Here is a 16015-nt window from a genome sequence, read left to right as displayed (position 1 = left end):
ACCGAAGATTAGCATAAGCTGGCGAGCTAAGCGCGCACCTGGTAGCCACGAGTTTCGCACCGAAGCGAACGATAGAAGAACCGTACGACTCGTAGGACGAGTGGACGCGGCCGGCACTTAATCCGATTATTGTCTCGGTTCTTAGGAACATTGATCCCGCGACACGTCCTTAACGGCATTCAAAAGTGTTTCACTGATCCGGAGTTGCTCATCAAGGCTGATGTAAGGATGCATTGGCAAGCTAAGGACCTCATCAGCTGCTTTATCACCGACAGGCAGCCTGGCACTTGCATCTGCGACGGCTGGCTGGCGGTTCAGGGGGAGCGGATAATGCACGGCCGTTGGTATGCCGGCGGCCTTCAGAACACCCTCCACTAACGAGCGGTTTTGAACGCGAACGGTGTATTGCGCCCACGCGCTTGTGTAACTTTCGCCGATTTTAGGCGTTACTATATCCGATTCACGGAGCGCTTGGTCGTAGATCTCGGCGGCTTTATTCCTCGCTGCGATTTCATCATCAAGGATTGCCAACTTCGGCAGCAGGATCGCGGCCTGTAAAGTGTCAAGGCGCGAATTCACACCAACGCGAACGTGGTAATATCGTCTCTCCTGACCGTGTCGGGCGATCTGGCGGATTAAATTGCCCAATTCTCGGTCAGAAGTAAATACTGCTCCACCGTCCCCGTAACATCCCAGAGGCTTGGAGGGGAAGAAGCTTGTGCAAGCAATAGTGCTCAGATTGCACGACTTTTCACCGCGAATGCTGGAGCCAAAGCTCTGAGCAGCATCCTCTACTACGGGAAGGCCATGGCGTGAAGCAATGGCGTTGATAGTATCGAAATCAGCAGGCTGACCGTACAGTGACACCGGAATGATAGCCTTGGTGCGCGGGGTGATCGCGGCCTCAAGGAGCGCTGGGTCCATATTGTAGCTGATAGCATCGACATCAACGTATACAACCTTAGCACCCAGCAAGACTGCCGCCTCCGCGCTGGCAATATAGCTGAAGCCGGGGGTGATGACCTCGTCACCAGGACCAACGCCCAACGCCATGAGCGCAATTTGTAGCGCATCGGTCCCGTTTGCAACTGTTATGCAATGTGCCGCGCCAGTATAAGCCGCGAGCTTTTCCTCGAGCTCAGCCACTTCTGGTCCAAGTATATACTGGCCATGCGCCAGAACCCGAGTGATACCGGCTGTGATATCCTCGCGCAGTCGTTCTTGTTGCTTAGCAAGGTCAATAAAAGGTATCATAGTTATCAGGCCTCGATACGGGTCAATACTGACCCTGAGAGGTTATAGACATCGCCGGTATGCGGGCAGACTGTAGTGGCTTCGCCAGTCAGTGGCAGATTCAGCCGATCACCGTAAGCACTCATCCAACCTCCTTGGCGCCCAGGGACGCCGAGTATCAGTGCGAAATCGGGCACGTCTCGATTGACCACTGCACCGGCACCGATGAAAGCATAGGTCCCAATGGTTACGCCGCATACAATAGTGCAATTCGCGCCGAGGGTGGCACCCCTGCGAACTAACGTGTCGCGGTATTGATCTTTCCGCTCAATCAGTCCGCGCGGATTGTATACATTAGTGAAGACCATAGATGGGCCACAGAACACACCGTCTTCCAGCGTTACATTGTCGTAAACAGAAACGTTATTCTGCAGCTTGCATTTGTTTCCAATAACAACCTTGTTCCCCACAAAGACGTTCTGTCCGAGGGACACTTCAGCACCAATGCGGGCGCCGCCACAAATGTGGACGAAGTGCCAGATCCGACTTCCTTCACCAATCTGCGCGCCATCATCAACGATGGCGCTCGAATGCTGGAAGTAATTCATGGCTACCTCTTAAGAAACGGGTGGGACAGCTCTCCGAGTGGAGCAACAGGAGCGCTGCGGATGTCGGTGACAGTCTCGATTGCCGTTCGGTTATCCTCAACACCAAAGCCTCCACCCGACAGAATGTCCTCGTAAATTCTGGTGTGCAACTCCGTGAAGCCGTCTGAGAACTCCACGCTTTCGCCGTCGGCGGTGACCGAGCGGAAGGTGCGCTTGCCTTTTTCCCTCTCCTCGGCAGGCACGTCATTGACATCCAACGACAGAAACCAGCGAACACGAGCACGGTCGTACTCCAGATAACCTGCTGCCCTAGTCGGTGTATTTAGATGGACGATGTTCTCATGCAATTTACCGTACACAAAATGCAGCATGTCAAAAAAATGCACGCCGATATTTGTGGCTATTCCGCCCGATTTTTCGGTGTCGCCTTTCCAGCTTCTGAGATACCAGTCTCCACGTGCCGTAATGTAGGTCAGATCGACATCCGCCTTTTCTTCAGCCGGCATTTTGCTGACACGATCGCGCAGGTCCAGAATTGCTGGATGAAGACGTAGTTGCAGGATGGTATGAATTTTATGGCCCGTGTCGGCCTCAATCGCCTTCAGCTGGTCGATTTGCTCTGGCCAAAGCACAAGCGGCTTTTCACATATTGCATCCGCTCCCGCGCGTAGCGCCCATTGCATATGAGCTGAATGCAAAAAGTTCGGCGACGCGATGGAAACATAATCCAACGGGCGTCCAGCTAGGCGTTCGGAGTACGCGTGTGCGTCCAGCTGCTCAAAATCGGTAAAGTATCGCGCATCAGGGAAGTGACTATCGATAATTCCTACAGAATCGTTCACGTCCATGGCTGCGACGAGGCTGTTGTCGGTGTCGCGAATAGCTTTCATGTGTCGAGGGGCAATATAGCCAGCGGCACCGATAAGGGCAAAGCGCTTCATGGTCTCACGCCTTCACTATGTTTGCTGCGGTCAGACGATAAACGCCACGGCTATCGATGATCAGTTGAGCTTCCGCGCGGATCATCTCGTAGTCGAAGCTTTCGTGATCAGTGGTCAGGACCACCGCGTCGAAGCTGGCCAGTGTGTTGGGACTGAGTTCCACCGACGTCAAATCGAACTTATGCTCCCGCATTTTTGGGAAGACCGGCACATGCGGATCAGAATACGCTACCTCAGCCCCTGAATTTCTTAGTAGCTCCATGACCTCCACCGCAGGACTCTCTCGCATGTCGTCTACATTCTTTTTGTAGGCGATGCCGAGCACCAAAACCTTGCTGCCCATTAGTGATTTACGACGTTGGTTTAGAGCACTCGCGACTTTGCTGACGACATACTCCGGCATGGCTCGGTTAATTTCACCGGAAAGCTCGATAAAACGTGTGTGTAGTCCGAACTCGCGCGCTTTCCACGTGAGGTAGAACGGGTCAATGGGAATGCAGTGTCCCCCGAGGCCCGGGCCGGGGTAATAGGCGGTAAAGCCAAACGGCTTGGTGGCCGCAGCGTCGATCACCTCAAAAATATCAATGCCCATACGATCTGCAACGATTTTCATCTCGTTAACCAAGCCAATGTTGACCGCTCGATGGATATTCTCCAGCAGCTTGGTCATCTCAGCCACCCTCGTCGAACTGACAGGGACTACATGATCAATCGCGTGACCATAGAGCGCCTTGCCAACTTCGAGGCAGACCGGAGAATGGCCACCGACCACCTTGGGGATAGTGCTGGTGGTAAAGTTAGCGTTGCCGGGGTCTTCACGCTCGGGCGAGTAGACGAGAAAGATCTCTTCGCCAACATCTAGGGATCGCGAGGCAATCCGAGGTAGAAGCTCTTCTTCAGTGGTACCGGGATATGTTGTGCTCTCCAAAGAGACAACCTGACCGACGCGGAGGAAAGGCAAGAACGAATCAATAGTGTTGATGACGTAACTCAGGTCGGGTTCGCGGTATTTATTGAGCGGTGTTGGCACACAAAGGATCAGGGCATCTGCTTCTGGGCTGCGACTGACATCTGCAGTAGTTTCCATGCCTCCAGCGTTTGCCGCCTGGATCGCCTCATCCGATATATGCTCTATATCGGATTTTCCGCTGTTAAGGCGGTCTACACGCCTCTGGTCTACGTCAAAACCGATAACCTTGTACCCTAGCTGGGAATACCGCAGTGCCAGTGGCTGACCAACGTAACCCATACCGACTATGCCGATAGTCGCTTCTTTTCTGTCTAATTTTTCAATGAGTCTTTCGGAGACTGAAATTGTAGACTTAGCAGTCATACTAGCCCTTCCTGGGATGAAACGAAACTTTATCAACCTAACCGGTTAACCCGCAGCTGCTACATGACGCGCTCGCTGCTGTGACAGTCAGATTCGCCGCGCTTCAACTCGTCTGACACAATCATAGATGTACCACACTCGGCTGAACGGTCGGAGAGCGAGAACTTAGGCGTAGCCTTACAAGAAAGCCATCAGCGGCAGTCAACTGGCGCGCGCCGCCTTCCACCGGAATACCGCAGCTGGAGAAGGCCGCAGCTTTTATCATGAAGGCAGCCTCACAGCTTTGTATTGTGCGCTCATCACCGATTCTCATCGCATAAGTTCGTCTGACTTCAATACCTCTTCACGCCGCATCGAGAGGAGATCATGAATTTTCTCCGAGGGAGAATAACCCGATACAAGCAATTCAAGTTGGGCTCTTAATCCCTTTACATCCCCCTTGTCCATCAGTCGATCAAGGCCCTCTAAATGAGTTTGCAGTATTTGCCATGGGATAAAATCCTCTCGCGCTCGCATAATCCGGTCATGCTGACTCGGTGTAGGGTTTTCACCGATCAGCAGCTCTTCAAAGAGTTTTTCTGCCGGGCGAAGTCCGGTGGTAACGAACAAGATATCACCGTCCGGGTTTGTACCATCTTTAACTGTTAAGCCCGAGAGCTCCACCATTCGCCGCGCCAAATCAATGATCCTGACCGGCTCTCCCATATCCAGTACGAAAAGATCGCCACCCTCGGCCATAGCGCCGGCTTGTATCACGAGCTGCGCCGCTTCCGGTATGGTCATGAAGAAACGCGTTATATCTGGATGGGTCAGAGTGATTGGGCCTCCGCCACGAATCTGATCACGGAAAAGTGGCACAACCGAGCCCGACGATCCTAGCACGTTGCCAAAACGAACCATGGAGAACTTAGTCGTTGGCATTGTTTGCGCAAGCGCTTGTAAGACCATCTCCGCAAGTCTCTTGCTCGCTCCCATGATGTTGGCAGGACGCACCGCCTTATCTGTGCTTACGAGTACGAAGTTGTCGATGCCGGCAGCCAACGACGCCTTGGCAACAACCAAAGTGCCAAAAACATTGTTGCGAACTCCTTCGATCGCATTGTGCTCGACTAAGGGCACATGCTTGTAAGCTGCGGCGTGGTAAATTGTAGCAACCTTCCAGCTCGCAAGAATGTCACCTATACGTCGTTCGTCCCGCACCGAGGCTAGTATCGGTATGATGCGCATTTCAGCGGCGGGATACTGCCGGAGCAACTCGGAGTGAATGGAGTAGAGTGCATATTCGCTCTGCTCGACAAGGAGCAGCTTTTCTGGACCTAGAACCATAATCTGCCGGCAGAGCTCACTACCGATAGATCCGCCCGCACCGGTCACCAATACGTTCTTACCTTTGACATTTCGCTCTAATAATTCGCGATCAGGTTGAACCGGCTCTCGACCGAGAAGATCATGAACATCCAGATCCAGGAATGCCGCCGCATCAAGTTTTCCTTTTGCAATTTCGCTTATGTTTGGCGCTAGACGCACCGCAACGCGTTCACCCCGAAGGGATTCAATGATTTCGTTGCGCCTTGATGCTTTCAAATTCGGCAGCGCTAACAGGACCGTTTTTACGTTACAACTCGCGACCAGAACGCTGAGGTCAGCACGGTTATAGACGCGAATACCATTGATCAGCGAGCCATGCAGACTGTTATCGTCATCAAGAAAACCGGCGACCCTCTGCTCCCCTGAGCTCTCCAATGCGCTCGCCAATTGCCGCCCTACCGAACCTGCACCATAGATGATGACGTTGGTCTGGGCTGCGCCGCTGAGTCTCCGTCGATAGGTTTCACCAAGAAGATAACGAACGACGAGACGAGACATTCCGACGGCAATTAGCAAGAGTAGAGGCTGAAGAATGCCTACGGATCTAGGAATGCCGGGAATGCTTATGGTTGTAAATATAGTCAGATAGATCAAACCATAGAGCGAGACCGCCTTAATGATAGCGAAAAATGCTGACCAACCGATAAAACGGAAGATAGCTCTGTAAAAGCCGAATCTGATGAAGATAGGGATGGCAATCGCGATTGACGCTGCGATGGCGAGCCACTGCATACCGGAAAGTGTAACCCAAGCGTCAAGTCGCAGGCAGAACGCAAGCCAAACTGTTAAAGCGCAAAGTGCGGCGTCAACGACGAGCGCCATCACGCGCTTCCGTATCCTCGACATCTCCAAGAGTCTTAAGAAGAGAGCGTCTTTCATATTCACCTAGTTTAAGACTGAAGTTTAGGCACCCCAAGATGCCGCTTGGATTTCAGGCGCGAGTATCGCATACACCGCAATTGGGACGTTGCAACAGTCTATGTCTTAACTCACGTTCCCCTGCTTTGGCCAATTGCATCCGCTCTAGATGCACAACCTGCTTACAAGTGGCTGTCGACGGCCCCATGAGGAAGTGCCGTCCCTAGCACATGATGAGGCGGAATCGGATTGCATAGCGCAAAATACATTCATTAACTTTTTGCGTGTTGCTCCGCGCTCGGTGATGCAAGGACATGCATGATCAAAAGCCGGGCACTGGCGACTCGGGCCTGCCTTGGCCCTCGACTAATCCATACGTATAGTCGGGAGCACCACCGAAACGGCTTTGATACGTGGACAACACTTCGGATATCAGGCAACCGTTTGAGATCAAGGGATATGTCCGATTCCACATAACCCCAATAAGGCATTGCCAAGTTGCTTGCCGGTGGGTGGAGATGCCTCTGTTGCACGAGCGTCAGGGTGTCTGTTCAGCGATTTACTCGGCCCACAGGCTGAATGCAAGTCCGACAGTGACGTCATGAGATGGCGGTGAGTGTAAAGCGGCGGGAATAGAAAATCATGTTGGCTTGGTGCGGGCGGACAGGAAGCGCTGCGACTGCGGCCCATTTACAGCGACCCATGCTCTCCTAGCGCGTTTCCGAGCCTGTCAGAAGTCTTCCATTCGGTTCTTCAGCCCCTTGTGCAACCGATGATCGGCATCAAGCGCGATGGTCAAGACCGGCTTTGCGTGGCTGCCCAGCTTGTCCGTTACTACCGCTCGCAGTGATCTGCTGCCTGACCAAGCCAGAGAATAGAAGCGTAGAAACCCCCATGTTGCTGGGAGCTTGAACCAAACTGTCGTGAACATCATCATCGGCGTCAATGGCGCGGCAAGGCTGGAGTTTTCTACCACCCAAAGTTACTATGACCACATCCATGTGCCACTAGGCTTCGGCTACCGCCCCCCGGATGCAGTTGGTAAAGGGCGGCCAACGCGGTTGCCCGGGGGTGCAAAGCTTCCCGCTTGACGATGACCGCGCTCGGCAAATGGAACCTCGACATTGACCTTGCTCAGGACGAAGCGGCACTAGGCCCAGACCGCATAGGCGACGATCTCACACGGAAAGCTAAACCCAGTCGGCCGGGGAAATGAGCCAGGTATGTTCTTGTCGAACCGCCAACCCAAATGCATGGCTCAAACTGCCGAGCCGCCATGCAGGATCGGGGCAGGTATTGGCGTATATGAGTCGCGACACCTATCGCATCGCCATCTCCAATCCCCGCCTCGTCAGCATGGACAGCGATCGCGTCATCACATCCCGATAAAGGGATTATCGCCCAGGCGCCGCCCAGAAGCTGATGACGCTCGATGCGCAGGAATTCATCCGTCGTTTCCCACTGCAAACCGTACCTGACGGCTTCCATCATATTAGTAGTTCCGGTCTGTTTGCCATTGGCCATCGGCAAGTGAAGCTGAATGTGCCGCGGCCTGATCACGGCCCCTGCCAGAGCAGCAGGTCGAAGAACCGAAGGCGGGGCCACCGCTTGTGTTACATCGATGTCCCCTTGCGATGGAACCATGACGATCGTCTGCGCGTGGACGCCGACTGAGCCCGTCTGCTAAACAGCGCGGGACGACAGCTCATAACCATGCCTGATAACAGATCACTCCAACGACCAGCGCGGGAACTAAAGCAGCCGGCACCAGATGTCAGGGTCAAATCGACCCGCCAACAACACGCACGAGAGCGCCCAATATGCCGCTCTGGTTTTGTTGCCTGATCTGCAAACGTAGTCCTGCAAGTCTCGTCGCAAAGAGACACCAGCACCCGCTCCGACGAAATCCCACGGCATCAAACACTCCGCGCCCTCGTTCAATTCAGCTTCAATGTGTCCCATGTGTGAGTACCGCACGCTCAGCAGCTGGAACTCACAGAACTTCTAGGTTTTCTCGTTGCATGATGACGAACCCAAACCACATGCATTTGCGCCGACTGGAAGCATCGAGCAAAATAGAGCGCTACTATCTCATGAAGATCAGTCCCACTCTGTCCGGCGAAACCTGTCTCACGAGCGCCTGAGGCTCCATAGGCAAGACGGGCCAGACTATGATCCATCTATTCGAACACGAGGAGCAGGCACAGCAGTCAAGCTCGCTGGCCGCAACCGATCGCGAGGATACACCATCTCCTGGCAAACGATTTATGCGCCCGTTAACCATACCAGGGCTCTTTGTTCCGGATACGTTCTATTCATCTTGTCGGCGAGCGATCTCCGGGCTAAGTCTGGGCTGTGCCGGATAAATAAACGATCTCCGGAACTTAAGCGGCCCCCGCAGGTGCTGTAACACCGAACGAGGGCCTGACCCGCAACCTTAGTGACAAGGACTTGGGCTATGAAGACCCCTAACCGCTTCGCTTCCGTGATGGAAGCACTCCCCCTCATGGATCCTGTTGATCCTCGTTCAGATCGTGCCGTGGCAGAAAGGCGTTCTGCCGTTGCTGGCTCCGGTTCACCGTCTGCGTTTCCGCAGGCCTGATCGAACTCTTCTGACATCGCCGGCAGTTGTGATGGTCGAGCGCGCCGGACGGCGTCCTCAGTCGGGCCGTAACTTTTGCCCTGATGTCGCGCAACAACAGGATACATGACATGACCAACACCGTTTCCGGTGCGGCTTCCGCACCAATCTATTCGCATGCCGTCGATCCAGACGTGCTGCATCCGAAGCTTGATGGACTATGCCATCAGGTACTGACATCGAGCTTCGGCTCGACCGCCCTGATGGACGCACTTGCCTCAGGACTTTCCGATGTCTCCAGCCTGCTGCGCGGTCTGTCGGCGGCCGAAGGTCGCCTGATCGAGCGTGGTATTCAGATGATCGCGGGCCTCAATCCCGAACTTGTAGTGCTGACAGAGAACATTCGTCTGCCCGTCAGCAAGGCGGCTCTTGATGTCGTCGAGCGGAACGATCCTCGCCATTATGCATCACTGACGCTCGATGCCGATAGCGGTGGTCGGCGTGGCTACACGCCAGACATGATCATCATGAACCGCGGCACCAAGATCGCACATGTCGTCGACGTCAAGCGCAGTCTCAGTTCATACGATGCCGTGCGACTGCAGGAGTTGAAGAAGCGCATGCTTGCGGGCGCACTGACTGTTCCTGATCTGCTTTATCAAGAGCATCATCGGCTCAGTGTCGAAGCGGTCCAAGTCGTTATTCTCGACGCCCAGAACGCCAGTCGCGATGCTTCCTCGGGTATCTGGCCCGTCAGCGATCTCGACCACCTGCTTGGGGTCGATGGTGCAGGCAAAGCGATTGCCTATCTGCGGCGGTCGTTCCAGACCGCGGTCGAACAAGTCTGGCGCGAGGCCCTGCAACACTATGCTCAAGCCCGCGACTTGAGCGAGGATGAGCGTCGGGCAGGGGCCATGCCATGGCTCGAGACCCAGCGACATGCTTCCGATGAGCGCAGACCGCCTGGTCGTGACGATCGAATAGTCGGCGTGGTGGGCTCAGGAGCAGGCGAGCGACCTGAAATCCGCATCGGGTTTGCCAGTCTGCCGACTGTTCGGCCACAGGCGCTAAGCTAAGCCGAGTTGTCCGGCGGCCGGCGCCGGCCGCTTTCCCAATCCATCCATCCATTCCGTCATTGTGACCGCGCATCTCTGATGCTGCGGCAGAGGAAACACGTCATGTCGAAACAACCATCAGCAATCATCATTCCCTTCCCGGTCCGCCACGCCTCGGTGCCCGAAGCGGCCACGGAAACGACAGCTCATTCTTCAGCGCCCCTGGCATCGACAACGCCTAAGAAGCCGTCGCGAGCCCGGCAGTCTTTCGAGGCGCTGATGTCCCGTCCTGGCAACTCGTCGCCCGAGAATTGTATCCCATACCGGGCGTTTAAGAAGCGGCAGACGGTCAGCCTCCCGGTCGACCCCGCCTTCATTGTGCGCCAGGCCATCCACTGGACACGTAAAAGGCCGATCGCGTTAAGCAGCCTTCCTGTCATGATCCGAAAAGATCTGGAAAAGCTCTGCGCGGCCGGCGATCCGACGGGACTGATGGTCCGCGACTGGCTCGAGGGCAAAGGCCCGAAGCCCCTGGTCGAGGAGAAGGCATGATGGAAACCCTCACCGATCGCGTGACGCGATATCTGCTTCGCCGCATCCGACGGCTTGCTGTTCTCGATCTCTATCAACATTCAGCTGTCGCAGGTTTGCTTGATGAACTCGCTTATGACGCTGGCGGCAGTGCTGGTCCAACTATGATCAGTCGCTGGGCTCCCACTACTGAGCTAATGCACCTGTTGTCGCTCGGAGATCAGGGCAGGCAGATCCTGTCCCGCAGGCTCGGCCATGCCGGCCGGCACGCAGATACTCTTGCGGAACACTGGCAGTCCCAGCAGCCGTCCGCCGCTTCCGTTGGAGATGCTCGGATGTCGTCGACGTCGTCATTGGTGTCATCGTCAGGATCAGATGCGGAGCTGCAGCGCCAGGCCGCATCCGAGCGTGAAGCGCTGGCGCTGCTTCGTCAGCAACTGGCGCTTCCGAAAGCCGCACCCGTTGTGGTGGCTCTGCTGATTGCCCGCGCTGTCGGATCACATCCTGGCGGATGGGAGGCGTTGCGATCGGTGTTGTACCGCCCGGATCCGTTCATTGTCTTGCGCGTACCCGTCCCAGGCTTCCAACGCCATTTTGGTCGTTCTCTTGAGGACGGGCTGATCATGCCGTCATGGCTGAAGCTTGACGAACTCGTGCGTCTCGCCGGGATCTGCGATTACAGCGAACGGCGGCGGGGGAAACTACGCAAACGGATCAAGACAATTGCCGGGAGCGAAGTTCACAAAATCTCAGATCGAGCGTTGAGCAGAGCTTTGAGTGAGGCGATCAACAGCGCGCCTCCCCCGCCGATTCTGCTGGTTGATCAGACGGATCAGGACCTGCCCGACATCATCATGCACGCCGCTGACCTTGTGCTTGAGACACATGGGCTCGATCATACCCTGCTGGGCGAGCTTTTGCAGATCTGCTGCGGCATTGCACCGAAACAGTCTCTTGAACTGATGCGGGAGAAGGGCCTGACACTCGATCATCTGCATCTCGATGACCTCGCCCTGATCGTGCGTCCAGGGCGGTCCAATGCGGAAATCATTTCCGCATTCGAGGCTCTCAGAGACGATCGCGCGTCAGATCCGGAGGGCGGTGATGGCGAAAGTACCGACGGCCGCAGGAAGAGCTCGGGCGTTCCGGAATGGCGGTCGGGTGCAAAGCCTGAAGAGAAACGCAAGAGCGCTGGCTCTGCGTCCGTCGAGGTCATCCGCCCGCAACCTGCCGACGCCGAGGCCGTGTTGCGCGTCGAGACGCTCAGCGGATATGGAGAGGCGGCAGACTGGGCAGGCAGTCTCAGGCTCGATCTGGATCTCTGGCGTCAGGGTTTGCTGGACTGGAGTGAGCTGAGCAGTCGGTTGCTTCTGTCCGGTCCACCTGGAACAGGCAAGACGACCTTCGCAAAAGCGCTCTGCAACACGCTGCAGGTGCCGCTGCTGGCAACGTCCGTCGCTCGCTGGCTGGAAGCCAGTTATCTTGGCGACGTGCTGAAATCGATCAATGCCGCCTTCGCAGTTGCGACCGAACATCGGCCGGCCATCCTGTTCATCGACGAGATCGACAATCTGGGATCACGCGCTTCAGGAGATAGCCGAGGTCACAAGCAACACGATGATTATTGGGCATCTCTGATCAACCGCGTCCTTGAGCTCATCGACGGGGCTGCAAAGACCGAAGGCGTGATTATCATTGCGGCAACGAACCTGCCGGACAAGCTTGATCCAGCTCTCCTGCGATCCGGGCGGTTGGAGCGGCATGTGCAGATCCCACGGCCTGATATCGAAGCGCTGACAGGCATTCTCGCGCATCACCTTGGAGCAGATCTCACGAAGGTCATTGAGACCGCACCGAAGCCGGACAAACCCGACGTCACTCAAGCTGATGACAAGCTTGTGTCGGAAGCGACCAATTCCAGTCCCGAGCAAAGTCTAGTGAACGCAAAGGCGTCAGGCAGCAGGAGGATCACAGCATGAATGAATGTCCAGATGGCTTGAGCCATCAACACACCGAACAGAAACTCAATCTCGCGCCACTGTCCCGGCTGGCTCTGTTGGCCTGCGGCAGAACGGGAGCCGATATCGAGCGGCTAGTGCGCGAGGTCAGGCAGAAGACGAGACGCGAACGGCGACCGATCACCTGGGCTGATATCGAGACGGCGCTTACGGCGTCCCGCGTCAGGCTCACGGGTGATCATCGTTATCGGCTTGCGGTGCATGAAGTCGGGCATGCTATGGCTTACACCCTTTTTGAGACGGGAGTTGTCTACGCTGTCACCGTCGGTGGCAGCCTGAACGGGTCAGTTCAAAGCTTCGGCCAGGTCGAGTTTACGCCTTTCCATGACAGACCCCAGAACGACGACTGGCTCATGCGCACCTGCGCTGCATCACTCGCGGGAAGGACTGCCGAGCTGCTGGTCTTTGGGGAGACACTGGCTGGATCTGGTGGCGACCCGAACAGCGATCTGGCCAGGGCAACGCGGCTGATGCTGGCAGCCGAAACACAGCTTGGGTTCTCCGATGTCAATCCGCTGATCTACTTCGCGCCGGAACAGGCACAGCAGCAGTTGCTCTACGACGCCGAGCTTCGAAACCGGGTTGACGCGCGGCTTCAGCGCGCTGAGGCCATGGTGGCAGAGATGCTGACAAGGCACAAAACTGCTATGGTCGCGATCGCCACTCAGTTGGCAGATATCGGCGTCATGTCGGGGGATGAGTTCCGCAAAGCGCTGGCACTGTCGTCAGGAGAGCAAAAGACAGATCCGGTCACGGTGTGATCTGAATCCGCGATTCCGATTGGCGCCCGTTCGATTCCGAATTCCAGATCCGCGTTGCCAAACACCGATCTGGCGATTCCCAGTTGAGATTTTCCGTGTCCAAACTCCGTAAAATCGATTCCTGCTGTCACGGCGTAACACATGCCGGGGAGAGCATGTGTACCCGCTGTACGCTGACGCAACAGATCTTCGAGGAATTGGGGGGGCGTGATGGGCGTGGCAGCTATCCTCGAGAAACTACCCTCAATTGTCAGGAACCTAAATCAAGGTCACATACCTCGCAGCCAACTCGATCTAAGTCACCCGCACATCAAGTCGAATTGGAATGCGTTACGGGCAAATCAGGTCAATTTATCTCAATTTATGCTGACGCGATTCGGAATGCGGATTAGTCGATTCCTATCTAGGATTCGGCGATTCGTGCGCAAACGACTTTTCGACTATAGACAGAACTCATTCAGGTTCTGCTGAAGCCGGTAGCGGTCAAGTTTTCTGTCATGTGCCTTCGGCCGATCAGAGACTCACATCGGCGATTTGGACGTGGAAGCTGAAGCTTCCAGAAAGCGGATGGCCTGATGCAAGCCTCGGTGAGACAAAGAGGATGCTGGACCTTCTATGCTCGGAGCACCCCCCATTGCTGTTGATTGGATGGACAGATACCCGCCATGCGAAACCGCGTACGTTTCTGTCGGGCACGTATTGCAAGCTTCCAATGCCGACGAGTGTTTTGCTGAACGAGCAAGACATCGCCTCTGGAAAGGCCTTTGACGAAGAAGGGCTGAGAGAGAATGGCCATGACGCCGCCCGCCGACATCGCACGAAGCTGGAAGCTGGAAGCTGGAAGCTGGAAGCAGCCGATTGGGGTATAGATGGAATTCTCAATAGGATTTCGCCGTCGACCGCTCGCTTTAATGGAAACAACTCATCCTGTTGGCGATCCGATGCGATAGCTGTCGGCGGGTTCCGATGAACGTATCGGCTAAGGCGCTGAGGACAATGAGTCGGCTATCGGCTTGTGAACGCGCAGGCATCCGTGCTCGGCACATCAAATACTCGGCAGTCTATCTTCACCTTGACCATGCTCATGGTTACGTCGACCCAAAGCAGATCGCTGACAACGACAATATCGTGCAAAAGACTGTGCCCCTGCGGCTCAGAACAACAGAGTTCGGGTTGAAGGGCGCTTCTAAAGGTTAACATAAGAGGATCCAGGGATTTTCACTGGATCCTCGCGGTCAGCTCAGGCGGGCTCCGTCTGCTTACATGCGTCGGGATGCGATCGGGGTAGATTGCGGTAGAAGCGTGCGGGATAAACACTATCCAGTCGCTTGGGACCACACCAGTCGCAGTCTTCCTCGTAGACGGCCTCGTCGTTCAGCCCTTCCGAGATGGCTTCTGAAGATGGCAAAAAACGATACTCCGGCAGATCGAGCGCTTTTCGCGCAATCTCGATAAGCCAATTCAGCGTGCGATATTCATCTCCAATATCAACATGTGAGAACGCCTCATCTTCGGTGCAGTTACTCTCGGCCGCGAGGTCTGAGAGCGAATAGAAGTCGCATGCAACCTTATCGATGATCTTCAAGCTCTTGACGATCTGCAAGCGGAACTGGCTGGCGATTTGCGACACCTCGCTTCCCTCTTGTGGGCCGCGCGATACAAAGTCACTCCATCGCAATTCTGGTATCATCTGACTGTAGACACATCCGTCAGCATCAACCGTCGCGACACGGATCACGTTGCTATCGCCTGCCTCAATAACCTTCTCGGCGGCCAGCTTAAGCGCTTCCCACTTATCCGTAGCGGGAAGCTCCATTACCTCTGTGCTCAGGCGCTGAGCGTAAACCTTATACTTCATTTTTCGTCTCCTTAATTTAAATCAACAAGTGAAATTACAATATTGATAATCAATATTAGACTATAAATAGATAAATGTCAAACTATATAATTCATGCATAATTGCTATTAATTCAGTATCGTAATGAAAGAATAGCTTTTAAACTGAACTCGACGATGTATTTCATCACACATATTATTGATCCTGAAGCACTACGTGCAGGCTCGTTTCGCTTAGAACAGTCTGACCTCAAGAACGCTTTCCGGAGTGCCAACATTGCAGGAAACGTATGCGCTCATCGGCCGGCGAAACATCACGCCGTTTGTCTCTTGCATCAGCGCCGACGACACTCATGGCTCAACCAAACAGGAGAAGACCATGAGAAAATCAAGAAAACAGAAGCTGGAAAATCAGGCTAGGAGACAGAGCAATTTGCGCAAACTATCCCGGGAAAAGCGACGCCCAAATCGTGATGACTTGGCACGCGTGCTGCTGTGGCAGATGATCACTGCGGCCAAGGGGCGTCTCCGTCCCGAGAAAGCACTCAGCAAGGTGTGCGAGTCTTTGCTGACGGAATTGGTGAAGCAGGGCTTCAGCGAACAGGAAGCCGAGCAGGTCTTCTGGGAGCTTGCCGAAAAATACGACCCTGCCCTTTCCCCCTTCCGGCCAAAGCGCCATCTTGGTGCGTAATCTGCCGACCAGTCTTCGGCAGCACTTTGTGCTGTCGAAAGGTCCATTGGTCGCGCAAGCATGTCAGCGCACAAACGCCGTAACCATTCAACTACATCTGCTCCCCCCGTTACTCCGTGTAACGGCGTTTATCCAAGAATCGATTTTCGAGGGTCGATGTCCTGATCAGCGCCTATCTCGAGAGGGACCGATTAGCGATGG

The 16015-nt window shown here is 55.1% G+C and carries 11 protein-coding genes and 1 pseudogene; 6 read left to right on the top strand and 6 right to left on the bottom strand.

All coding sequences use genetic code 11. The annotated features are described in order from the left end of the window. Nucleotides 1-141: 141 nt before the first annotated feature. From AC02Y0_RS05305 to AC02Y0_RS05285, 5 genes are all read right to left on the bottom strand, one after another. Nucleotides 142-1254 carry a DegT/DnrJ/EryC1/StrS family aminotransferase gene (locus AC02Y0_RS05305; RefSeq protein WP_476382875.1) on the bottom strand — a complete coding sequence of 371 codons (1113 nt, stop codon included), beginning with the start codon at nt 1252-1254 and terminating at the stop codon, nt 142-144. A gap of 5 nt (nt 1255-1259) precedes the next feature. Beyond that, on the bottom strand, nt 1260-1841 hold the full coding sequence (locus AC02Y0_RS05300) for an acyltransferase (protein WP_476382874.1): 582 nt from the start codon (nt 1839-1841) through the stop codon (nt 1260-1262). A 2-nt stretch (nt 1842-1843) separates the two neighbouring features. Then, nucleotides 1844-2782 (bottom strand): Gfo/Idh/MocA family protein, encoded by a 939-nt coding sequence (locus tag AC02Y0_RS05295; protein ID WP_476382873.1) that lies wholly within the window; start codon nt 2780-2782, stop codon nt 1844-1846. Nucleotides 2783-2786: 4 nt separating this feature from the next. After that, nucleotides 2787-4031 carry a nucleotide sugar dehydrogenase gene (locus AC02Y0_RS05290; RefSeq protein WP_476383961.1) on the bottom strand — a complete coding sequence of 415 codons (1245 nt, stop codon included), beginning with the start codon at nt 4029-4031 and terminating at the stop codon, nt 2787-2789. Nucleotides 4032-4424: 393 nt separating this feature from the next. Beyond that, the gene (locus AC02Y0_RS05285; protein ID WP_476382871.1) at nt 4425-6305 is read right to left on the bottom strand and encodes a polysaccharide biosynthesis protein; all 1881 of its coding nucleotides are present in this window, start codon (nt 6303-6305) and stop codon (nt 4425-4427) included. Between the two features lie 1314 nt (nt 6306-7619). Here AC02Y0_RS05285 and AC02Y0_RS05280 point away from each other — a divergent pair. The 5 genes and pseudogenes from AC02Y0_RS05280 to AC02Y0_RS05260 form a co-directional block, all read left to right on the top strand. Beyond that, nucleotides 7620-8028 (top strand): annotated as a pseudogene (locus AC02Y0_RS05280) (transposase); the annotation flags it as partial. 1025 nt (nt 8029-9053) lie between these two features. Continuing rightward, nucleotides 9054-9998 carry a hypothetical protein gene (locus AC02Y0_RS05275; RefSeq protein WP_476382870.1) on the top strand — a complete coding sequence of 315 codons (945 nt, stop codon included), beginning with the start codon at nt 9054-9056 and terminating at the stop codon, nt 9996-9998. 102 nt (nt 9999-10100) lie between these two features. Beyond that, nucleotides 10101-10529, top strand: coding sequence for a hypothetical protein (locus AC02Y0_RS05270; RefSeq protein ID WP_476382869.1), 429 nt, complete (start codon nt 10101-10103; stop codon nt 10527-10529). After that, nucleotides 10526-12487 carry an AAA family ATPase gene (locus AC02Y0_RS05265; protein WP_476382868.1) on the top strand — a complete coding sequence of 654 codons (1962 nt, stop codon included), beginning with the start codon at nt 10526-10528 and terminating at the stop codon, nt 12485-12487. Before AC02Y0_RS05270 ends, AC02Y0_RS05265 begins: the two co-directional genes overlap by 4 nt. Beyond that, complete coding sequence (locus AC02Y0_RS05260) at nt 12484-13287, top strand: ATP-dependent metallopeptidase FtsH/Yme1/Tma family protein (protein ID WP_476382867.1); 804 nt, start codon at nt 12484-12486, stop codon at nt 13285-13287. The genes AC02Y0_RS05265 and AC02Y0_RS05260 overlap by 4 nt, the downstream gene beginning before the upstream one ends. 1240 nt (nt 13288-14527) lie before the next feature. Here the strand turns inward: AC02Y0_RS05260 and AC02Y0_RS05255 are convergent. Further along, nucleotides 14528-15145: a hypothetical protein gene (locus tag AC02Y0_RS05255; protein WP_476382866.1), complete on the bottom strand. Its 618-nt coding sequence runs from the start codon at nt 15143-15145 to the stop codon at nt 14528-14530. A gap of 255 nt (nt 15146-15400) precedes the next feature. Here AC02Y0_RS05255 and AC02Y0_RS05250 point away from each other — a divergent pair, with 255 nt between their 5' ends. Then, nucleotides 15401-15814: a hypothetical protein gene (locus tag AC02Y0_RS05250; protein WP_476382864.1), complete on the top strand. Its 414-nt coding sequence runs from the start codon at nt 15401-15403 to the stop codon at nt 15812-15814. Nucleotides 15815-16015 lie beyond the last annotated feature (201 nt).

Source organism: Allorhizobium sp. nf9_anc (assembly GCF_056323085.1).
The sequence above is the reverse complement of the archived record's forward strand: the minus strand, read 5'-3'. Positions and strand labels throughout refer to the sequence as shown.